24 protein-coding genes are annotated in these 21,160 nt (G+C 54.2%); 12 read left to right on the forward strand and 12 right to left on the reverse strand.

Annotated features, from left to right (window positions below; translation table 11 throughout):
- Window positions 1-210: 210 nt before the first annotated feature.
- Together L2Y28_RS09075 and L2Y28_RS09080 are read left to right on the forward strand one after the other, a co-directional pair.
- On the forward strand, window positions 211-300 hold the full coding sequence (locus L2Y28_RS09075; RefSeq protein WP_003857632.1) for a YnhF family membrane protein: 90 nt from the start codon (window positions 211-213) through the stop codon (window positions 298-300).
- A 160-nt stretch (window positions 301-460) separates the two neighbouring features.
- The gene (locus L2Y28_RS09080; protein ID WP_022647896.1) at window positions 461-1,627 is read left to right on the forward strand and encodes an MFS transporter; all 1,167 of its coding nucleotides are present in this window, start codon (window positions 461-463) and stop codon (window positions 1,625-1,627) included.
- A 37-nt stretch (window positions 1,628-1,664) separates the two neighbouring features.
- Here the strand turns inward: L2Y28_RS09080 and sodB are convergent, their stop codons facing one another.
- Together sodB and L2Y28_RS09090 are read right to left on the reverse strand one after the other, a co-directional pair.
- Window positions 1,665-2,246 (reverse strand): superoxide dismutase [Fe], encoded by a 582-nt coding sequence (gene sodB / locus L2Y28_RS09085; RefSeq protein ID WP_017693553.1) that lies wholly within the window; start codon window positions 2,244-2,246, stop codon window positions 1,665-1,667.
- Window positions 2,247-2,368: 122 nt separating this feature from the next.
- Window positions 2,369-3,127 carry a C40 family peptidase gene (locus L2Y28_RS09090; RefSeq protein WP_022647897.1) on the reverse strand — a complete coding sequence of 253 codons (759 nt, stop codon included), beginning with the start codon at window positions 3,125-3,127 and terminating at the stop codon, window positions 2,369-2,371.
- A 338-nt stretch (window positions 3,128-3,465) separates the two neighbouring features.
- Here L2Y28_RS09090 and grxD point away from each other — a divergent pair, with 338 nt between their 5' ends.
- Entirely contained in the window at window positions 3,466-3,813 is a 348-nt protein-coding gene (gene grxD, locus L2Y28_RS09095) for a monothiol glutaredoxin 4 (protein WP_003832760.1), read from the forward strand.
- A 79-nt stretch (window positions 3,814-3,892) separates the two neighbouring features.
- On the opposite strand, the gene rnt is transcribed toward grxD, so the two are convergent.
- From rnt to eptA, 5 genes are all read right to left on the reverse strand, one after another.
- Window positions 3,893-4,552: a ribonuclease T gene (gene rnt / locus L2Y28_RS09100; RefSeq protein WP_003857625.1), complete on the reverse strand. Its 660-nt coding sequence runs from the start codon at window positions 4,550-4,552 to the stop codon at window positions 3,893-3,895.
- A gap of 96 nt (window positions 4,553-4,648) precedes the next feature.
- The gene (gene gloA / locus L2Y28_RS09105) at window positions 4,649-5,056 is read right to left on the reverse strand and encodes a lactoylglutathione lyase (RefSeq protein WP_022647898.1); all 408 of its coding nucleotides are present in this window, start codon (window positions 5,054-5,056) and stop codon (window positions 4,649-4,651) included.
- 99 nt (window positions 5,057-5,155) lie between these two features.
- Window positions 5,156-6,253, reverse strand: a complete 1,098-nt coding sequence (locus L2Y28_RS09110; protein WP_022647899.1) for an alkene reductase — start codon at window positions 6,251-6,253, stop codon at window positions 5,156-5,158.
- A gap of 53 nt (window positions 6,254-6,306) precedes the next feature.
- On the reverse strand, window positions 6,307-6,906 hold the full coding sequence (locus L2Y28_RS09115) for a TetR/AcrR family transcriptional regulator (protein WP_022647900.1): 600 nt from the start codon (window positions 6,904-6,906) through the stop codon (window positions 6,307-6,309).
- Between the two features lie 41 nt (window positions 6,907-6,947).
- Window positions 6,948-8,573, reverse strand: a complete 1,626-nt coding sequence (gene eptA / locus L2Y28_RS09120; RefSeq protein WP_022647901.1) for a phosphoethanolamine transferase EptA — start codon at window positions 8,571-8,573, stop codon at window positions 6,948-6,950.
- Between the two features lie 148 nt (window positions 8,574-8,721).
- Between eptA and L2Y28_RS09125 the strand changes: the two genes are divergently transcribed.
- From L2Y28_RS09125 to sodC, 3 genes are all read left to right on the forward strand, one after another.
- Complete coding sequence (locus L2Y28_RS09125; protein WP_022647902.1) at window positions 8,722-8,961, forward strand: DUF1289 domain-containing protein; 240 nt, start codon at window positions 8,722-8,724, stop codon at window positions 8,959-8,961.
- 48 nt (window positions 8,962-9,009) lie between these two features.
- Window positions 9,010-9,906, forward strand: a complete 897-nt coding sequence (locus L2Y28_RS09130) for an aldo/keto reductase family oxidoreductase (protein ID WP_022647903.1) — start codon at window positions 9,010-9,012, stop codon at window positions 9,904-9,906.
- Window positions 9,907-9,987: 81 nt separating this feature from the next.
- On the forward strand, window positions 9,988-10,506 hold the full coding sequence (gene sodC / locus L2Y28_RS09135) for a superoxide dismutase [Cu-Zn] SodC (protein ID WP_022647904.1): 519 nt from the start codon (window positions 9,988-9,990) through the stop codon (window positions 10,504-10,506).
- On the opposite strand, the gene L2Y28_RS09140 is transcribed toward sodC, so the two are convergent.
- The 3 genes from L2Y28_RS09140 to L2Y28_RS09150 are packed head-to-tail and all read right to left on the reverse strand — an operon-like array spanning window position 10,485 to window position 13,617.
- Window positions 10,485-12,518: an FUSC family protein gene (locus tag L2Y28_RS09140; protein ID WP_032622268.1), complete on the reverse strand. Its 2,034-nt coding sequence runs from the start codon at window positions 12,516-12,518 to the stop codon at window positions 10,485-10,487. The two genes, sodC and L2Y28_RS09140, sit on opposite strands and share 22 nt — an antisense overlap.
- Window positions 12,518-13,378, reverse strand: a complete 861-nt coding sequence (locus tag L2Y28_RS09145) for an HlyD family secretion protein (protein WP_032622270.1) — start codon at window positions 13,376-13,378, stop codon at window positions 12,518-12,520. The genes L2Y28_RS09140 and L2Y28_RS09145 overlap by 1 nt, the downstream gene beginning before the upstream one ends.
- 2 nt (window positions 13,379-13,380) lie before the next feature.
- A complete protein-coding gene (locus L2Y28_RS09150) occupies window positions 13,381-13,617 on the reverse strand; it encodes a DUF1656 domain-containing protein (RefSeq protein ID WP_022647907.1) in 237 nt (78 codons plus the stop codon).
- A 187-nt stretch (window positions 13,618-13,804) separates the two neighbouring features.
- Here L2Y28_RS09150 and slyA point away from each other — a divergent pair, with 187 nt between their 5' ends.
- The gene (slyA, locus tag L2Y28_RS09155) at window positions 13,805-14,245 is read left to right on the forward strand and encodes a transcriptional regulator SlyA (RefSeq protein WP_032623345.1); all 441 of its coding nucleotides are present in this window, start codon (window positions 13,805-13,807) and stop codon (window positions 14,243-14,245) included.
- A 38-nt stretch (window positions 14,246-14,283) separates the two neighbouring features.
- Here slyA and L2Y28_RS09160 read toward each other — a convergent pair whose 3' ends face one another.
- Both L2Y28_RS09160 and slyB read right to left on the reverse strand, forming a co-directional pair.
- Window positions 14,284-15,645: a GGDEF domain-containing protein gene (locus tag L2Y28_RS09160; protein WP_032622180.1), complete on the reverse strand. Its 1,362-nt coding sequence runs from the start codon at window positions 15,643-15,645 to the stop codon at window positions 14,284-14,286.
- Window positions 15,646-15,841: 196 nt separating this feature from the next.
- Window positions 15,842-16,309: an outer membrane lipoprotein SlyB gene (gene slyB / locus L2Y28_RS09165; RefSeq protein ID WP_022647910.1), complete on the reverse strand. Its 468-nt coding sequence runs from the start codon at window positions 16,307-16,309 to the stop codon at window positions 15,842-15,844.
- 255 nt (window positions 16,310-16,564) lie between these two features.
- On the opposite strand from slyB, the gene anmK reads away from it, so the two are divergent.
- From anmK to pdxY, 5 genes are all read left to right on the forward strand, one after another.
- On the forward strand, window positions 16,565-17,689 hold the full coding sequence (gene anmK / locus L2Y28_RS09170) for an anhydro-N-acetylmuramic acid kinase (protein WP_022647911.1): 1,125 nt from the start codon (window positions 16,565-16,567) through the stop codon (window positions 17,687-17,689).
- A 93-nt stretch (window positions 17,690-17,782) separates the two neighbouring features.
- Window positions 17,783-18,106 carry a C-type lysozyme inhibitor gene (gene mliC, locus L2Y28_RS09175; protein ID WP_022647912.1) on the forward strand — a complete coding sequence of 108 codons (324 nt, stop codon included), beginning with the start codon at window positions 17,783-17,785 and terminating at the stop codon, window positions 18,104-18,106.
- A gap of 57 nt (window positions 18,107-18,163) precedes the next feature.
- Complete coding sequence (pdxH, locus tag L2Y28_RS09180; protein WP_003857601.1) at window positions 18,164-18,820, forward strand: pyridoxamine 5'-phosphate oxidase; 657 nt, start codon at window positions 18,164-18,166, stop codon at window positions 18,818-18,820.
- A gap of 125 nt (window positions 18,821-18,945) precedes the next feature.
- The gene (gene tyrS, locus L2Y28_RS09185) at window positions 18,946-20,220 is read left to right on the forward strand and encodes a tyrosine--tRNA ligase (protein ID WP_022647913.1); all 1,275 of its coding nucleotides are present in this window, start codon (window positions 18,946-18,948) and stop codon (window positions 20,218-20,220) included.
- A 66-nt stretch (window positions 20,221-20,286) separates the two neighbouring features.
- Entirely contained in the window at window positions 20,287-21,147 is an 861-nt protein-coding gene (gene pdxY / locus L2Y28_RS09190) for a pyridoxal kinase PdxY (RefSeq protein ID WP_022647914.1), read from the forward strand.
- The last annotated feature ends 13 nt before the right edge of the window (window positions 21,148-21,160 follow it).

Here is a 21,160-nt window from a genome sequence, read left to right on the forward strand (position 1 = left end):
GTTGCGACACGCCGGGAAAACGACACAGGACGTCAGGAGGGGGTCAGTGGCCGGTACGCTAATAAATTTAGCGTGGAATTTTGTCCTATCTTGATGAAAAGGGGAAGAGGTAAAGTGGATATCCGTTTAAATCCTGGAAGATTTTTGACCTGAACTGTGTAAAAATGAGCAAGCTCACTTTTCGTAGGGTGAATAAAAGGAGAAAAATTGATGAGTACCGATCTGAAGTTTTCGCTGTTTACCACCATTGTTGTTCTTGCCCTGATTGTTGCGGGTGGTTTAACCGCTGCGCTGCACTGATTTAGGTGGAGGGAGAGTCTTCTCCCTCCCTTGCCGCTATTGTTACCTCTCCGGCAAAAATCTTTTGCCAAAATGTTAACTTCTCATTTTTTGTGATTGATGTCATGCTTTTGCCTTCTTAGTCTGTGCCGGGTAACGGCACGGTATCCGGAGTCTTTTCATGAAAATCAATTTTCCCCTGCTGGCCCTGGCGATTGGCGCCTTTGGGATTGGCACCACTGAATTCTCCCCGATGGGGTTATTGCCTGTTATCGCCCGGGGTGTGGACGTCTCTATCCCTGCGGCCGGTATGTTGATTAGCGCCTATGCGATCGGCGTGATGGTGGGCGCACCGCTGATGACGCTGCTGCTTTCGCACCGCGCGCGACGCAATGCGCTGATTTTCCTGATGGCAATTTTTACTCTCGGAAATGTGCTTTCCGCGATTTCGCCGGATTACACCACGCTGATGCTTTCCCGTATTCTGACCAGCCTGAACCACGGCGCTTTCTTCGGGCTGGGCTCGGTTGTTGCCGCAAGCGTAGTGCCAAAACATAAGCAGGCCAGCGCGGTAGCCACTATGTTTATGGGCCTCACCATCGCTAATATCGGCGGCGTTCCCGCTGCCACCTGGCTCGGAGAAGCCATCGGCTGGCGTATGTCTTTCCTCGCAACCGCCGGACTGGGCGTGGTCGCGATGGTCGCGCTGTTCTTCTCGCTGCCGAAAGGAAGTGCGGGAGAACGTCCGGAAGTACGTAAAGAGCTGGCGGTGCTGATGCGTCCTCAGGTGTTGTCCGCGCTGCTCACCACGGTGCTGGGGGCAGGGGCGATGTTTACGCTCTACACCTATATCTCCCCGGTGCTGCACGACATTACCCACGCAACGCCACTCTTTGTTACCGCGATGCTGGTGCTAATTGGTGTCGGGTTCTCGATTGGCAACTATCTCGGCGGGAAATTTGCCGACCGCTCCGTCAGCGGGACGCTGAAAGGTTTTTTAACTCTGCTCATTGTCATCATGGTGGCGATCCCGTGGCTGGCACGTAACGAAGTGGGTGCCGCGATTGCCATGGTGGTGTGGGGCGCCGCAACCTTTGCCGTGGTGCCGCCGTTGCAGATGCGCGTGATGCGTGTTGCGCATGAGGCGCCGGGGCTCTCATCATCCGTGAATATCGGTGCGTTTAACCTGGGAAATGCGCTGGGAGCCGCAGCGGGTGGGGCGGTGATTTCGGGTGGTTTGGGTTACAGCTTTGTGCCGGTGATGGGGGCGATCATTGCCGCACTCGGCTTGCTGCTGGTGTTGATGTCCGGGCGTAAACAGCCAGAAGCGGTGTGTACGGCGGAATAAATAAAAACGCAGAAGGGTTGCCCCTTCTGCGTGTCCCTTATGCGGCGAAGTTCTTCGCAACAAATTCCCAGTTAACCAGTGCCCAGAAATGTTCCAGGTAGTTCGGGCGCGCATTACGGTAATCAATGTAATAGGCGTGTTCCCATACGTCCACGGTCATCAGCGGCGTTGCGCTGGTGGTCAGAGGGGTACCCGCATTAGAAGTGGAAACGATAGCCAGTTTGCCATCAGCCTCTTTTACCAGCCAGGTCCAGCCGGAGCCAAAGTTTTTAACGGCTGCGTCAGTAAATTTCGCTTTGAAATCCGCGAAACTGCCGAACGCGGCGTTAATCGCTGCGGCCAGCTCACCGGTAGGTTCTCCGCCTGCATTTGGAGCCAGGCAGTGCCAGTAGAAGGTGTGGTTCCACACCTGAGCGGCGTTGTTGAATACGCCACCGTCTGAACTGCGCACAATCTCTTCCAGCGTTTTGCCTTCAAAATCGGTGCCCTTGATCAGGTTATTCAGGTTGGTGACATAGGTCTGGTGATGCTTGCCGTAATGGTACTCCAGGGTTTCCGCAGAAATGTGCGGAGCCAGGGCGTCTTTTGCATACGGTAGTGCAGGTAATTCGAACGACATTGCTACTCTCCTTATAGTTTTATACGTTGCCAATAACCCTACAGACAACAAGGACAGAATAGCAAATTGAAAGGGTATGCAAAAGAGGAACTTACCCCGCCACGGAGGCGGCAGGGCAGGGTCTAGCGAATGGTTTTTGGCGTCATCACTCGGCGCGCACCCACATAGTGGCGCACCCAGTAATCTTCACTGAGGGAGGTGATCTGAATGTCCTGACCGCTACGCGGTGACTGGATAAATTTACCGTTACCCACATACACCCCAACGTGATCGGCCGTGCCGCGTCCCTGGGTGCGGAAGAACACCAGGTCGCCATTTTGCAGTTCGCCACGGTTTACAGGCGCGGCGTCGCGCAGATGGTACATCTCATTGGCGGTGCGTGGAATGCGAAACTTCACCAGATCTTTATAGGCATAATAAACCAGCCCACTACAGTCAAAACCGGTGCGCGGAGAGGTGCCTCCCCAGCGATATGGTTTACCTATTTGCCCCATCAGTTTATTCATCGCCGTTTTTTGCGCTTTCTGCATACGCGCTTTATGCACGTCAGCCAGCTTCGTCACTTTTGCGCATTTCGTTTTATGGCCTTTGTGCACGGTGCATTTATCATTCACCAGGCTGGCGGTCGTGCGAGTGGTTTTGTGCGTGCCGGAACGGAGAGTTTTGGTTTTACTGGAGGCGGTCTTTTTGGTGTGAGCGGTGGTTTTCTTCTTTACTGTTTTGCTGGTGGTTTTTTTCTTACGTTCTGTGGTTTTTGCCAGATGCGTTTTTTGTACAGCAGAATGCCGCGCCTGTTCGGAGGCGTTCGCCGCTGGCGTAAATGAGAGTGTGGCAAACAGTAAAGCACAGAGCGTCATCGAGATTTTAGTTATCCGCGCCACTGGGCAGTCCCCTGATAAGTGCGAGCCAAAATACATACCCGCATGAGATTTACAAAACCAGTCGATTCTAATCCATAAAATCGGAATAAGTTAATAGCATTTTTCATTCAAAAAATGTGTTTCGTTAGCAAGTGCAAAAAAATTCACCATTCTGTCGCACTCTTGTTCGCTCCTTAAGCAAAACCGCACGGCGCGCAGCCTTAAACGTCATTATCAATGCAACTTTACGCGATAGCGGATAAAATAATGAGACGTGACAAAAATGTTATTTTCCGATGTCGGCCTGACCCGCTACAATGTCAGACTGATGCCGTAACAGAAGTTAAAGGAAGCAAGACATGAGCACCACTATTGAAAAAATTCAGCGCCAGATCGCTGAAAACCCGATTCTCCTGTACATGAAAGGTTCTCCGAAGCTGCCAAGCTGCGGCTTCTCCGCGCAAGCGGTTCAGGCGCTGTCCGCCTGTGGTGAGCGTTTTGCTTACGTTGATATCCTGCAAAACCCGGACATCCGCGCTGAGCTGCCAAAATACGCAAACTGGCCGACCTTCCCACAGCTGTGGGTTGACGGTGAACTGGTTGGCGGCTGTGATATTCTGATTGAAATGTATCAGCGCGGCGAACTGCAACAGCTGATCAAAGAGACTGCGGCGAAGTATAAAACCGAAGAGCCGGACGCAGAATAAGTTTTCTGCGGATATAAAAAAGCGACCACATTATGTTGGTCGCTTTTTTTTTGTCCTGTGGGGCTGTTGATTACCCAGTCTACGATTGAAGATCGGCCTCGTCGCCCATCGGCAGCGGCCAGCCACCCAGACGTTTCCAGCGGTTGACGATCTCACAGAACAGCTCCGCCGTACGCTCGGTATCGTATAACGCGGAATGCGCCTGAGTGCCGTCAAACGCAATACCCGCCGTGATGCAGGCTTTAGAGAGCACGGTTTGCCCCAGCGCCAGGCCGCTCAGCGCGGCGGTGTCGAAGGTCACAAACGGATGGAATGGATTACGCTTTAGCGAGGCGCGCTCGGCGGCAGCCATGGTGAAGCTGTGATCGAACGTAGCGTTGTGGGCCACCATGATGGCGCGGCTACAGTCATTCTCTTTCATGCCTTTGCGCACCATTTTGAAAATGGCGTGCAGCGCCTCATATTCGCTTACCGCCCCGCGCAGCGGGTTTGTCGGATCGATACCGTTAAAGGCCAGCGCCTCTGGCTGTAAGTTTGCCCCTTCAAAGGGTTCAACGTGGAAATGCAGCGTGGTGTCCGGTACAAGCCAGCCCTGTTCATCCATCTTCAGCGTGATGGCGGCAATTTCAAGCAGCGCATCGGTTTTAGCGTTAAATCCGGCTGTTTCTACATCAATGACAACGGGATAAAAACCACGAAAACGGTCGCACAGACCGGTAAATTGAGCGTTATCGGACATCAGGGTCTCTTACAAGGGGGAAAAAGCAGTGCGCATTATGGCAAATTTTGAGAGGGGATGCAGCAAAACAACGGGCGCATAGTGCGCCCTGCGGGATCAATTGCCCAGACCGCGACCAGCGTCTTTAGCTTCGATCAGTTCGATTTTATACCCGTCCGGATCTTCAACAAACGCAATCACGGTGGTGCCGCCTTTAACCGGACCGGCTTCACGGGTGACGTTACCGCCATTGCTGCGGATACGTTCGCAGGCTTCAGCCGCGTTATCCACTTCCAGCGCGATGTGGCCGTAAGCCGTACCCAGCTCGTAGCTGTCCACGCCCCAGTTGTAGGTCAGCTCGATGACCGCTTCTTCAGATTCCGGGCCGTAACCGACAAACGCCAGAGAGTATTTATATTCCGGATTTTCGCTGGTGCGCAGCAGCTTCATGCCCAGAACGTTAGTATAGAAATCGATGGAACGTTGCAGGTCGCCAACGCGCAGCATGGTGTGAAGTAGGCGCATAATTTCCTCATTAACCAGTGGAATGGATTATCTTTTTGAACAGAAACGATGTTTTAGTATAGCGGCGAAAGGTCGCCGCTATCAATGTACAAAGCGGGATTACAGTGAAGGGTAGTCGGTATAACCTTCCGCGCCGCCGCCATAGAAGCTTTCAGGGCGCTGCGGGTTCAGTTCGGCTTTCTTCTGCAAACGGGCAACCAGATCCGGGTTAGCAATGTAATCACGGCCAAAGGCCACGGCGTCGATCAGACCTTTACCGATCAGATCCTCGGCTTTCTCTGCCGTATAAGCGCCCGCCCCGATAATCACGCCGTGGAAGCGCTCGCGAACTTTCTGGCGGAAGGCTTCGCTGTAGGGCTTGCCGCCTGCCCAGTCCGGCTCGGACATGTGCAGATACGCGATACCGCGTTTAGCCAGCTCTTCAATCAGATACAGCGCATCCGCTTCTTCGTTCGGACCGTTGTCGACGTTCTGGAAGGTACCAATTGGGGAAACTCGAATACCAATGCGATCTGCGCTCCACTCATTACACACGGCATCTACCACTTCAAGCACCAGACGCGCGCGGTTTTCAACGCTGCCGCCGTACTGGTCGGTACGCTGATTGGAAGACGGTGACAGGAACTGGTGCAGCAGGTAGCCGTGCGCAGAGTGCAGCTCAACCAGGTCGAAGCCCGCTTCACGGGCGTTGGCGACGGCCTGACGGAAATCATTCACGATACCCGGGATCTCGTCCAGCTCAAGCGCGCGTGGCGTGGTGGTGTCGACGCGAATAGCATTACCGTTTTCATCGCGCAGGGAAGTGCGGGTATTCGCATTCAGGGCAGAGGCAGAAACGGGCGCCTGACCGCCAGGCTGGATGCTGCTGTGCGAGATACGACCGGTGTGCCACAGCTGAACCGCAATACGGCCATCTTCAGCATGAACGCCTGTGGTGATTTTTTTCCACGCGGCGATCTGTTCCGGGCTGTGCAGACCCGGCGCACCGGCGTAGCCTTTGGCCTGGGCAGAAATCTGCGTGGCTTCGGAAATAATCAGGCCCGAGCTGGCGCGCTGACGGTAATACTCACCCATCAATGGCGTTGGGATATCTCCCGGCTCGATGCTGCGCAGACGGGTAAGTGGGGCCATAAACACGCGGTTTGGGGCAGTAACGGCACCCACTTTCAGTGGGGTAAATAGCTTTTCAGCGGACATAATGGCTCCTGAGTAGACCAGTCGACTAGTAAAAGGGTAAATAAAAACGCCGGCTACACGCCAGGCGCCGTAATACAGTTTTTCACATGCGCCAGCGCGCTTTCGAGCGGCACGGCGCTGCGAGACATTTTTGCCTGCAGGTTGGCGCCTAACCAGAGGGAATAGAGCACCTGTGCCTGCGTGAGCGGATCGCCGGAGAAGGAGAGCGTTGTTTCATCGCGGCCTTTTTCCAGCGCCTGAGCCAGCAGAGCGATTACGCCGCTGGCCCCTTTATCCATGGCGGTACGCATATCTTCGGAGAGATCGCACACTTCGGCAGACAGTTTTACCGTCAGGCAGCCGCTGATGATGCCCTGCTGACAGAACTGCGTCAGCGTTTCCTGATAGTAGTTCAGAACACGATCCCGGTAGTCACCTTCGCCGCTGGCGAAGTGGGCTGCCAGGCGCTGATGGTAGCTGGCGTAGTGCCGCTCCAGCATGGCTACGCCAAACGCCTCTTTGGATCGAAAATAGTGATAAAACGATCCCTTAGGCACTTCAGCGGTTTTTAATAACTCGCTCAGCCCCATACCGGTAAACCCGCGATGCATGCAAAGGCGCTCGCCGGTAGCCAGCAAATGTTCTCGTGTATCGTGTTCTGTATGTCTGCTCATGCTCTTACTCTAATAGACCGTTCGGTCTAATGCAAGCCCGCTTAGCGACGACATTGCGACAAAATATCCAGCTGCGGCTGATAAACCGCTGATTTCACGTCCATCATACCCAGAACCGTGGCAAACAAATTGTCCTGTGAAACTGCCTCTTTTGCAGCATGGTTACGCAGGCAATCCGTGTTTACGCCGAAGTTTTTCGCATAGTCCGGGGAGAGCCAGAACATAAACGGAATATGCGTTTGCTGCTCCGGGGCCAGCATATACGGCGTACCGTGCAGGTAAATTCCGCTTTCGCCCAGCGATTCGCCGTGATCGGAGAGGTAAATGAGCGCTGTGTTCATACTGGCCTTCCGGGCTTTTAGCGCGTCGATGGTTCGGCTGAGCACGCTATCGGTATACAGAATCGAGTTGTCATAGGTATTGATCAGCGACTGATGATCGCAATCCTGAATTTCATTGGTATCGCAGGTTGGGGTGAATTTCCGGAAGCGGTCCGGGTAACGGTTGTAATAAGCCGGACCGTGGCTGCCCATCAGGTGTATAACCAGTACGGTATCCTGCTTTATTCCGTCCAGCACGTTGTCCAGGCGGTACAGGTTGACGTCGTCGATACAGGATTTGTCCTTACAGAACTGATCCAGTTTCCACTGGGTCATATCCGTGTGCGGCACGCGGTCACAGGCACCTTTACACCCGCCGTCATTGTCGCGCCACAGCAGGTTGAACCCGGCGTGGTTAAGCACATCGAGCAGTCCTTCCTGATGATGGGCGAGGTCCGCGTCATATTTTTTTCGCGTCATGCCGGAGAACATGCAGGGGACGGAAACGGCGGTTTCCGTGCCACAGGAGGAGGCCTGTGGGAAGTTGATGACATCCCGCTTTTTCAGCTCGGGGTTGGTTTCACGGGGGTAACCATTTAACGAATAGTTTGCAGCGCGGGAGGCTTCACCCACCACCAGAACCAGCACGGTTTTCTTGTGCTGGCCGGAAATCAGCGCGCCTTTATGGGCATCCTCGCCAATGCGGACCAGCGTCTGGTCGCCGGCAAACCAGCGCATTTTACTGTACTTCACAACGGCGCTCACGTAGTTCGCCGGAGTGACCATTTTGACGATGCTTTTGTTATTGCGGAACAGCGAAGCATAGTCTTTATAGAACACTGCCGCGACGAGAATGATCACCAGCAGCGCACCCAGTATAGCGGCGAAACGTGTTAGCAGGGCATACCACCATTTTCCGGTTCGAATGCGCGTCAGGGCTAAGATGACGGAAGGGACCAGACCCGCGACGGCCAGCCACAGGATCAGCTGCGGCGTTACCAGGGCTGTCGCTTCCTGGGAGTTAGTCTCAAACACGTTCACAATCATGTTTTGATCGATAACCGCGCCATAGGTGTACATAAACCAGGTCGCGGCGGCGCATCCTATGGTCAGGGCAATCATGAGCGGCTTGCGAATAAAGGGAATATTCAGCAGGCTAAAAACAATGACCCAGCCGCAGAACAGAACCAGCGGCACACTGGCGGCAAAAAGCACGTCGTGCAGACGGGCAGGTGCGATAACTGACCAGCTGCGCTGGATAAACAGCGCATTGAACACGGTGAAGAAAAGCGCACAGGCGAGGGTAAATTTCGTATCGTTACAGTGTAACTTTTTAGTGAGCCACATGATGACCAGACCATTCGTTATATCAATGCGGCGAGTATAAGAAGGGAAGATTAGCGAAACCTTAATGCCCTGTTTGTGACGGACACTCCTTGCATGCAGGCCATTTAGGGTCTTCACTGTAGGGAATAATGACGTTCTGGAGGTAGGTGTGGCAGAGCAACTGGAATTTTTCCCTGTCCAGAGCCCGTGCCGGGGTATTTGCCAGGTTGATGAACGAGGATACTGCCGTGGCTGCATGCGCACACGCGATGAACGTTTTAACTGGCAAAATTTCAGCGACGCGCAAAAGCAGGAGGTCTTACGGCTCTGCCAACAACGTCTGCTGCGCAAAATTCGTGCAAACAAAGCGGTTGAAACCGAAGAACCTCAGCAACCTTCACTGTTTTAGCAGGGTAATTGCGTATACTGGTGACATGACTTCCTTGAGGAAAATGTTATGGTTCAGCGTATTACCCTTGCCCCGCAGGGCCCGGAATTCTCCCGATTCGTTATGGGCTACTGGCGCCTTATGGACTGGAATATGTCTCCGGTCCAGCTGGAGGACTTTATAGAAGAGCATCTCGATCTCGGGATCACCACCGTCGATCACGCTGATATTTATGGTGGCTATCAGTGCGAGGCCGCTTTTGGCGAAGCGCTGAAGCGTGCGCCAGCGCTGCGTGAACGTATGGAGATTGTGACCAAATGCGGTATTGCCACCACAGCAAAACCGGAGCATGCACTTGGGCATTACATCACTGACAGCGCGCATATCGTTAAAAGCGCCGAGCAGTCACTGGTCAACCTGGCCACCGATCGTATCGACCTGCTGCTGATCCACCGTCCCGATCCATTGATGGATGCGGACGAGGTTGCGGAAGCGTTCCTGACGCTACACCAGAGCGGCAAAGTGCGTCATTTTGGCGTGTCTAACTTCACCCCGGCACAGTTTGCGCTATTGCAGTCTCGCCTGCCGTTTACGCTGGCGACGAATCAGGTGGAGATCTCGCCTGTTCACCAGCCGCTGCTGCTGGATGGCACGCTCGACCAATTGCAACAGCTGCGCATCCGTCCAATGGCATGGTCCTGCCTGGGAGGCGGCCGCCTGTTTAACGATGAGGCCTTCCAGCCGCTGCGTAACGAGCTTGAAACCGTGGCCCGCGAACTGAATGCGGAAAGCATCGAGCAGGTGGTTTACGCCTGGATCCTGCGCCTGCCGTCTAAACCGCTGCCAATTATCGGCTCCGGCAAAATTGAGCGCGTACGCGCTGCGCTGGTGGCTGAAGAGCTGGATATGACGCGTCAGCAGTGGTTCCGCATCCGCAAGGCGGCGCTGGGCTACGACGTACCCTGAGCACGCCTGAACCTGACTTTCCGGTGAAATCTGCGCCGCTGGTATAAACTTAAGGTGCAAAAAATAACCCGTGGAGGTCTTATGAAGCGTTTTGCTCTGGCAGTGGTCACGCTGGTTGTTTGCGCAGGAGCGCAGGCAGCCAGCGAAGAAGTTGAAATGAATCTCGTCACTTCTCAGGGAGTAGGCCAGTCCATCGGGACGGTGAAAATCACCGAAACCGATAAAGGGCTGGAATTTGCTCCCGATCTCAAGGCCCTTCCACCCGGTGAACATGGTTTTCACGTTCATGCCAAAGGCAGCTGTCAACCTGCAATGAAAGAGGGGAAACCTTCAGCCGCTGAGGCCGCTGGGGGGCATCTGGATCCGCACAACTCTGGTAAGCATGAAGGCCCGGAAGGTATGGGGCACCTCGGCGATCTGCCGGTGCTGGTGGTGAATAACGACGGTAAAGCCACCGATCCGGTTGTTGCGCCCCGGCTGAAAAAGATTGACGAGGTCAAAGGCAAGGCGCTGATGGTCCATGTGGGCGGCGATAACATGTCCGATCAACCTAAACCGCTTGGCGGCGGCGGGGCGCGCTATGCCTGCGGGGTGATCTGATCGCCAATTGTTCCGGGTGGCGGCGCCTGTTCAAGCTGTGACAGGGAGCAGTGCAGCCGCCAGATAATGGACGCCAGATCGCGGGCCGCAGGCTGATGGTGGTGCGCCAGAGCGTCGCAAATACGCTGAAGCTCGGCGAGCGTGACGCTCAGGGGGCGTTGCTGAACTCCGCGCTCGCTCATCACATCGCGGAGCATGGAAATACAATTATCGCGGACCTGCGAAAGCGGGTCGGAACGCGTCTCCCAGGCACGCAGCTGCCACACCACGTGCGAACAGTTCAGCAGCACCACGCCCCAGCGCAGTAGCCAGCGACGGGAGAGGGAATCCTGGCTGTTGTTCAGCTGGCTGACATGATGGTAAACCAGCGATTCATACTCGCTTTCACGCAGATGCGGCCTGCGACTCAGTTGATCGACAAAACCCCTGCGCAGCTCACGAATATGCCTGCGGCTTTTACGCGCATCCGAGCCCGGGCGTAGCACGGCGAAAGCCAGCCACGCCAGCCCCACGCCGAGGATCTTCGCCAGGTTATCGTTGAGAAAATCAGCGTAATCGTAAACCGGAGGATTCGTTACAGAGATAAATGAGCCCATAAAAACAATCAACTGCCCCCACAGACCGGCCAGTTTTGGCATTTGCAGTTTGAGCAACTGCATGGTGGTTAATAGCGGGAAGAGAAACAGCAGAAATTGCCAGAGGTCGGTTATCTGCACCATCAAACCAAATTTCACCACGAAGCTGAACAGCGACAGCAGTACCAGCGTACGCAGCAGAAGCGTCAGGGAATTAAACGGGGAAGCTGCGACGGAATAGAGCACGCAGCTGATTGCCGCAAGCGTCAGGGCTGCACTGCCCGCATCCCATTGGGTGGTGATGGCCCATGCGCCCACGGCCGTCAACGCGCAAAACGTACGAAAACCGCTCCACAGCGCCTCCATTGCGTCGGTATGGCGCGCCAGAGCTGGGCTACCGGGAACGGAAAATTCGGTGACGGGCGTGGCATTTTCGACGGCTTTTAACCAGCGGCTGCTGCGCAGATACAGGCGGCAGAAATAGTTCAGACGCTGCCAGAAGGCGCGGTGCCGGTAATCATATTCATCCGTTGGGGCGAGCGGCGCGATAATGCGGGCCACGGTATAGATATCGGCATCCGGACGCGCAAGGGCGGCGAGAAGCGCCTCGATAACTTCCCGGGTATGGGCTGGCGGCGCAGGCCAGTTCAGCAACATCCGGCGAAGGCTTGAGATCGCACTCGTCATCCGCAATTGCTGGTGCAGTAAATAGTTCAGGAGCGTGTTCTGGCGACGAAAACGGTAGTGGCTCCAGAATGCCTGGATGCGCAGCAGATTCATGGTCAGGATCTGGCCGATGACCTTTTCGTGTGCTAGACGGATGTTATCGCTGCTATCAGGCTGCCAGAGCAGGCTGGCATGTTCCAGCAAACGCGCGTGCATCGTTTTAAGGGCGGTGATAAGCGTAGTGCCATCCGAGGTGCTGGGCAGGATCATCATCATGACGCCGCCGCACAGAATGCCGACCATCACTTCACACACGCGTGCCTGGGCGATGTCCCACAGCTCGGTGGTATCCAGCACGTTGACGACCGGAAAGGCGATAATGGCTGCGGTGTAACCTGCCAGTTGAAACGCGTACGCAACGTTGTTGGTAAAATGGGCGCAGGCCCAGGTGCACAGCCCCAGCCATGCCGACATGCTTAACAGAAAGAGCCAGGGATCGTTCAGGGTATGGCCGGCAAGAAGCAGTGCAGCGGTCGCACCCAGCAGGCTACCCGCCACGCGCCCGAGGCTTTTACTGATAACGCCCCCGACGGTAGGGAAGCTGACGACCGCCGCAGAGGTCATCGCCCAGTAAGGCTCATCCAGATTCAGATAATAGGCAACCGTAAGCGCAAGGCACATGGCGATGCCGTTACGCAGCGCGTAACGCCACTGCGGCCGTGTCGCTTTTATCCACGGCGTATTGCGCCAGGAGAAAGCTCCCAGGTTCATCATCGCGATCCGATGGCGACGGTGCAGGTTGTGCCAGAGACCAGAGTAATGTCTTTCGGCAGTTGCTCTAACTCGACGCGAACAGGCACCCGCTGAGCCAGACGCACCCACGGTACGTTGGGTTTGATGTCAGGCACCAGACCAGAATCGGTTTCCACGCTCTGATCGTAAATTGCCCGACCTATGCTACTAACGTGACCCTGTAACGTTTCTGCACCGCTGTAAAGCGTGATCCGGGCAGGCGTACCCTCGCGGATATGGCGCAGCTTGGTCTCTTCAAAATAACCTACAACATAGAAAGAGTGCCTATCTACCAGGGCAAAGACCGGCTGGCCTGTGGTGGCGTAATCCCCCACACGGGTCGACAGGCTCGTGATCCATCCATCCACCGGAGCTTTGACAACGGTCTGGGTCAGTTGCCACTCGGCCTGTTTCAGCGTTGCCTCTGCAACCTTCAGGCTGGCCTGCATGGCTTTTACATTGATATTGGCGGTATCGAGATCTTCCGCAGAGATGTAATTCCTCGACAGATGTCGGCGACGTTCGGCTTCGTTATTGGCTTTTGCCAGATCTGATTGAGCTTTTGCGAGCTGCGCCTGGGCATTGAGCACCGCAATGTGGAAAGGGGTCTCATCGATGCGGAATAACACATCGCCCGCATGAACGAACTGGTTGTCCTTCACCAGCAGCGCGCTGATACTGCCGGACACCTGTGGCGTGATGCTGACCTGTTCTGCGCGGATCTTGCCGTCACGCGTCCAGGGCGACTGCATGTAATAATTCCAGAGCCACCAGCCGGCCATAAGCGCCAGCGCTAAAACGAAAAGAGTGGAAAAATATTTTAACGTTTTCAATGCTATTCTCACCACACGGTTAACACGGCAAGGCCAAGACAGACGGAAAGGGTAAACAGGGAGAGATCCATTAACATCGGGTGCCAGATTTCACCGGAATACATCCAGTCGCGCAGCAGACGATGCGCAATGAGCCAGATCACAAAACCGACCATCACGGCTTTAAACAGTGGCGGAAAGTAGACCGATGCGCCGACAATCAGATCCTGGAGGGGCAACCCTGCGGAGAGGGAAAAGAACGTCACAAGCAGTGATCCTTTGCAGTGGGGTGAGGGCCACAATGGCATATTTCAATGCGATGGCGCATTACCGTTCAGTGTAAATCATCCTTTCAGGAATGATGAATACCGTGATTGCATTTGTTTTGGCAATACAAATACTGCAAACTATTCTAAAATCACTATAATCACTTAGCAAGCTAATTATAAGGAGATGAAATTGGAATCGCCATTAGGTTCTGATCTGGCAAGGTTGGTACGCATCTGGCGTGCTCTGATTGACCATCGCCTGAAACCTCTGGAACTCACGCAGACGCACTGGGTTACGCTGCATAACATTCATCAGCTCCCGCCCGACCAGTCACAGATCCAACTGGCAAAAGCGATTGGCATTGAGCAGCCGTCACTGGTGCGCACTCTTGACCAACTGGAAGAGAAGGGACTTATCTCCCGACAAACCTGCGCCAGCGACCGTCGCGCCAAGCGGATCAAATTGACGGAAAAAGCGGCCCCGATTATTACTGAGATGGAAGCCGTCATTAGTAAAACGCGTGGGGAGATCCTTGAAGGTATTTCCCCCGCTGAGCTGGAGATGCTGATAGGACTCATCGCCCGTCTTGAGCAGAACATCCACGATCTGCAGTCTCGCGACTGACCGAACGTAAAGGCCTTGCGAAATCAAGGCCTTTCTTATTATCTGAACACCACCACCCGGTTGCGCCCTGTCTCTTTTGCCTCATACATGGCTTTATCCGCGCTCTCCACGCAGGTTTCCGCACTGGTTTCCGGCGAGGTTGCAGTGAATACGCCCATGCTGATGGTAATGGGTTCCGGCAGATGACCGCCGCTGCTGGCTTTATCAAACCCGCTCAGCTTGAGGCGAATGCGCTCGGCCACCTGCCGCGCGGCGTCTGAAGGGGTATTTGTCAGCATCAACACAAACTCTTCACCACCGATTCGGGCCGCGATATCCTGGGGGCGCACGGAATCCGTCAGCAGATTAGAGACGAACTGTAATACCTTATCGCCCTGCAAATGCCCGTAACAGTCGTTGATACGCTTGAAACGGTCAAGGTCGCTTACTACCACCGATACCGGGCGTGCCTCCGTTGCAGTGCTGAGGGCGTAGTTTAATGAATCATAAAAATAGCTGCGATTATAAAGACGGGTAAGCGGGTCGCGGATTGAATTTTGATATGACTGCTGGTATTTGACGTGCGAGTCACGATACAAATTAAAGACGTCGGAAAGCAAAATGAAAATAATCATTAATGTCGCGACAGTTTCGAATAACCGGGCGCGGTACCATGATACATCTTCTACGTATCCACCTAACAACAGCATTAACAGCGTGACGACATAACAGACGCATAAAAAATTGCCGCCCGCCCAGAACAAATTTCTTATCCGAGTCACGACCATCAGGGTGATTAATGTGACAACCCAAAGAATGACCAAAATGATGTTGATGGTCTGGCTCCAGAGAATCATGAACTGCCGGGTTTCATTATCCACAAGATCCAGGGTTAACGTCGTGGAATGGCTGGAATAGAACCACGCCAGCCAAAGCATGCAGCCCGTAAAGAGAGCCGATCCGACAACAATACCGATGTGGGTGCTTCGTGAAAGGGGGGAAACGCGAAGCGTATAAAGTAAGGCTGAGGCCATCATGAGCACCGCCATTAAGAGGTGTCGGAACATATAAAAGATCATCGCGTCATTATAGTTCGCCTCGTTGAACTGATAGAGATCCAGCCAGCCTGGAAAACTGGATAGCGTACCCACCATCAGCAGTGCTGAACCGGCAAAGGCTGACGCAATCGGAACGAGATATAGCCGTTTTTTATCACACCAGTATTTCATTGCCATAAAACAGGCGATAAACAGATGGAATACCAGAAGAAAAATAGTGAGCGTAGGGAAAAATAGCGGAGAGAATGAAGGAACCCATTCAACAAGTTTTATAAAACAACCTTGTAACACGGCAATGATAAAAATGCACCCAAGTGCAAAGGCCACAAAGCGGTTCATTACAAATCGACAGTTCGCAAGCATAGAATGTTAAAAAATTAAAAAGAGGAAAAAGAGAATCAGACGAGTCTAAAGGAGGGAAATAAAAAATACTTTGCGCAGGAACAATATCAGAGGGAATTAATTATACGCCGTGTGAATGTATTTTTATAAATACATTTTTTAAAATGATAGTTTTTGTAAATGGATGCGGCCCGAAAGGACCGCATCCGTCGGGATATTAACGCGGGGAGACGGTGACCTGGCTACCGTTGCTTGCCAGTACAACACGCTGGCCTGCAGAGAAGCGAGTATTACCCTGTTTCTGCACAACCATAATGGTGCTGCCATCGTCTTTACGGATTTCCAGCTCAACGCCCTGAGTTTTGTTCATCGCACCCTGAACGCCCTGACCCGCTACGCCGCCTGCAACTGCGCCTGCTGCGGTAGCCAGAGAGCGACCGGTGCCGCCACCAATGGTGTTACCCAGGAAACCACCCAGCACAGCACCACCGATTGCGCCCACGACGTTCGTGTCATCACCACCCTGAATCTGAACAGGACGGGCATTAACGATAGTACCGTAGGTCACGTTCTGTACCTGTTTAGCTTCAGAAGCACTATATACGTCGCCGGAGAGTGAATTGTCGTTCACACAACCCGCCAGTGTTAAACCAATCAGCGAAACGCCCAGTACACGTAAAATCATTTGACTCTCCTGTTCACCAAAAAACGCCCGGTTGGGGCATCCGTTATGGCTAAATTATATGGCATTCCTGACCACAGTTCATATCTTTGCATGCCGAATAGATAAATTTTACCTGAACGGGGCTTAACGGGACATAAACAAAAACCGTCTGTGCTACAGGTCTGAGATTGTTAAAAAATATTATCACCGGATAGCAAAGCAGCGTTATTTATGATGGAGTGGTTGCACTTAGCCCATGTAACGTAAGGAAAGCGCATGAAATCGGGTCGCTATATCGGTGTGATGTCTGGTACCAGTCTTGACGGTGTGGATGTCGTTCTGGCCGCCATTGATGAAAACATGGTGGCGCAGCAGGCAAGCCTGACCTGGCCTATTCCGGTCTCGTTAAAAGAAGAGATTCTGAACATCTGCCAGGGGCAACAGCTGACGCTTTCCCAACTGGGCCAACTGGATGTGCGTCTGGGGGCGCTGTTTGCTGATGCGGTATTGGCCCTGATGCAGCAAGAAAGACTTCATCCGCAGGATGTCGTGGCAATAGGCTGCCATGGGCAGACCGTCTGGCATGAACCTGTCGGCGAGGCGCCGCACACGATGCAAATTGGCGATAATAACCAGATTGTGGCAAAAACCGGCGTGACGGTGGTGGGGGATTTCCGTCGTCGCGATATGGCCCTCGGCGGGCAGGGGGCGCCGCTGGTTCCGGCATTTCATCAGGCGCTGCTGGCGCACCCGGTGGAGCGCAGAATGGTTCTGAACATTGGCGGGATTGCCAACCTGTCGATGCTCATTCCCGGGCAGCCCGTGCGTGGATACGATACCGGGCCCGGTAATATGCTGATGGATGCCTGGATCTGGCGTCAGAACGGTAAACCCTACGACAAAGACGCGCAGTGGGCCAGCCAGGGGAAAGTGATCCTCCCCTTGCTGCAAGCCCTGTTAAGCGATCCATTCTTTGCCCTGCCAGCGCCGAAAAGCACGGGGCGAGAGTATTTCAACTACGGCTGGCTTGAACGTCATCTGGCACGCTTCCCCGGCCTTGCGCCTCAGGATGTGCAGGCTACGCTGACTGAGCTTACCGCCGTGTCGATTTCTGAACAGGTGTTGCTCAGCGGCGGGTGCGAGCGTCTGCTGGTATGCGGAGGCGGAAGCCGCAACCCCCTCCTGATGGCACGCCTCGCCGCCCTGCTGCCGGGCACCGAAGTCACGACCACTGACGAAGCCGGGATCAGCGGAGACGACATGGAAGCGCTGGCCTTCGCCTGGCTTGCCTGGCGTACGGTTGCCGGTCTGCCCGGGAATTTACCCTCCGTAACCGGTGCGCGAGAGGCGAGCGTCCTCGGTGCTATTTTCCCGGCAAATCCGCACCATAATCAGAGTTAACTGAAATTCAGCGGGAGGCATAACCCGTAAAATAGGGAAAAACAGGAGGGCGGTTAGGCCCTCCAGGACCAGGATAGTCTTCGGAATCTGCCCATGAAAAAACTTCTTCTCATTGCTGTACCTTTTCTTATGACCGGATGCAGCGTCTATAACCAGTTCGTTGAGCGTATGCAAACCGATACGCTGGAATATCGTTGTGATGAAAAACCGCTGACGGTGAAGCTGAACAACACTCGCCAGGAAGCCAGCTTTGTTTATGACAATAAGTTGTTGACGCTGAAGCAGGGGATGTCCGCCTCCGGGGCGCGTTACACGGATGGGATCTACGTCTTCTGGTCAAAAGGTGACAGCGCCACCGTCTATAAGCGAGACCGCATTGTGCTGAACAATTGTCAGCTGGAAAATCCGAAGCGTTGAGATTTTTGATGGGGGCGCGCACAATAGCGCCACCCAACCTCACTTTCAGCTAACGCCATGTCAGATAACGACGAACTACAGCAAATTGCGCATCTGCGCCGTGAATACACCAAAGGCGGTCTGCGCCGCCAGGATCTTCCCGCCGAACCGCTGGTGCTTTTTGAACGCTGGCTGAAACAGGCCTGCGAAGCGAAACTGGCCGACCCGACGGCGATGGTCGTTGCCACGGTTGATGAAAACGGTCAGCCGTATCAACGCATCGTTCTTCTTAAGCATTATGACGAGAAAGGGCTGGTGTTCTACACCAACCTTGGTAGTCGTAAAGCGCATCACCTGGAAAATAATCCGCGTATTAGCCTGCTCTTCCCGTGGCATATGCTTGAGCGCCAGGTGATGGTTACCGGCAAGGCAGAGCGCCTCTCTACGCTCGAAGTGGTGAAATATTTCCACAGCCGACCGCGCGACAGTCAGATTGGCGCCTGGGTTTCTAAACAGTCCAGCCGAATCTCGGCCCGCGGCGTACTTGAAAGTAAATTCCTCGAACTCAAACAGAAGTTTCAGCAGGGTGAAGTGCCGCTGCCGAGTTTCTGGGGCGGGTTCCGCATCCCCATTGAGCAGATGGAATTCTGGCAGGGCGGTGAGCACCGCCTGCACGATCGCTTTTTATACCAGCGCGACAACGGTGGCTGGAAAATAGACCGACTGGCACCGTAATCCCCAAAATTTGTTGATTTAAGCGCTAGCGCACACCGCGCTGGCGCTTTATTCTATGGTCCTTTCGCATCAGGCGAAAAGTCGTGTACCGGCAAAGGTGCAGTCGTTTATACATGGAGAATTTGATGGCAAGCAGTAACTTGATTAAACAATTGCAAGAGCGGGGCCTGGTGGCCCAGGTGACGGACGAGGAAGCGTTAGCAGAGCGACTGGCGCAAGGCCCGATCGCGCTCTATTGCGGCTTCGATCCCACCGCTGACAGCTTGCATTTGGGGCATCTTGTTCCATTGTTATGCCTGAAACGCTTCCAGATGGCGGGTCATAAGCCTGTTGCCCTGGTTGGCGGTGCGACTGGTCTGATTGGCGACCCAAGTTTCAAAGCCGCTGAGCGTAAGCTGAATACCGAAGACACCGTGCAGGAGTGGGTGGATAAGATCCGTAAACAGGTTGCACCGTTCCTGGATTTCAACTGTGGTGACAACGCTGCGATTGCGGCGAACAACTACGACTGGTTTGGTGGCATGAACGTGCTGACGTTCCTGCGTGACATCGGCAAACACTTCTCTGTTAACCAGATGATTAACAAAGAAGCGGTCAAGCAGCGTCTTAACCGTGACGATCAGGGAATCTCTTTCACCGAGTTCTCCTACAACCTGTTGCAGGGGTATGACTTCGCCTGCCTGAACAAGCTGCACGGCGTGTCGCTGCAAATTGGCGGTTCTGATCAGTGGGGTAACATCACCTCCGGTATCGATCTGACCCGTCGCCTTCACCAGAATCAGGTGTTTGGTCTGACCGTGCCGCTGATCACCAAAGCAGACGGTACCAAGTTTGGTAAAACCGAAGGCGGCGCAGTATGGCTTGATCCGAAGAAAACCAGCCCGTACAAATTCTACCAGTTCTGGATCAACACGGCGGATGCCGACGTTTATCGCTTCCTGAAATTCTTCACCTTTATGGATATCGAAGAAATCAATGCGCTGGAAGAAGAAGACAAGAACAGCGGTAAAGCACCGCGCGCCCAGTATGTGCTGGCCGACGAAGTGACTAAACTGGTTCATGGTGAAGAAGGTCTGGCAGCGGCGAAACGCATTACGGCGAGCCTGTTCAACGGGACCCTGAGCGATTTAAGCGAAGCGGACTTCGAACAGCTGGCGCAGGATGGCGTGCCGATGGTAGAGATGGAAAAAGGCGCCGATCTGATGCAGGCGCTGGTGGACTCCGAGCTCCAGCCGTCTCGCGGTCAGGCGCGTAAAACCATCGCCTCTAACGCGATCACCATTAATGGCGAAAAACAGGCCGATCCGGAATACACCTTTACCGAGAACGACCGTCTCTATGGTCGCTACACGCTGCTGCGTCGCGGTAAGAAAAATTACTGTCTGGTCTGCTGGAAGTAATTAAAAGTACGCAGGGGCGTGGGAAACCACGCCCCTTTTGTTTTGACAGGGTTTGGTAAGTACAACATGAAGAACATCCTCGCCATTCAGTCCCACGTTGTTTTTGGACATGCTGGCAACAGCGCTGCGGAATTCCCGATGCGCCGCCTCGGGGCCAACGTCTGGCCCCTCAATACCGTTCAGTTCTCGAATCACACCCAGTACGGTAAATGGACCGGCTGCGTGATGCCGCCGTCGCATCTGACGGAGATCGTTCAGGGGATTGCGGATATCGACCAGCTTAAACGCTGCGATGCCGTACTGAGCGGTTATCTGGGTTCGGCGGAGCAGGGGGAACATATCCTCGGCATTGTGCGCCAGGTGAAAGCGGCAAACCCCGCGGCGAAATATTTCTGCGATCCGGTGATGGGGCATCCGGAAAAAGGCTGCATCGTCGCGCCGGGCGTTGCGGAGTTTCATGTCCGTCATGCATTGCCCGCCAGCGATATTATTGCGCCCAACCTGATTGAACTTGAGATCCTGTGCGAGCATCCAGTCAACAGCGTAGAAGAGGCTGTACGCGCCTCTCGCGAGCTCATCGCCCAGGGGCCAGAGATTGTGCTGGTTAAGCACCTGGCACGCGCAGGGTTGAGCCAGGACCGTTTTGAAATGCTGTTGGTGACGAAGGATGAAGCCTGGCACATCAGTCGACCGCTGGTGGATTTCGGTACACGTCAGCCTGTCGGGGTTGGGGATGTGACCAGCGGTTTGCTGCTGGTGAAGCTATTGCAGGGCGCAAGCCTGCGCGATGCGCTGGAGCACGTCACCGCAGCCGTTTATGAAATCATGATTGCGACGAAGACGATGCAGGAATATGAGCTCCAGGTGGTCGCGGCGCAGGATCGCATCGCGAAGCCCGAGCATTATTTCAGCGCAACCCAATTGTAAGAGCAGGGATAGT

Origin of the sequence: Enterobacter sp. JH25 (assembly GCF_021725435.1) — a bacterium.
Lineage (GTDB): Bacteria > Pseudomonadota > Gammaproteobacteria > Enterobacterales > Enterobacteriaceae > Enterobacter > Enterobacter intestinihominis.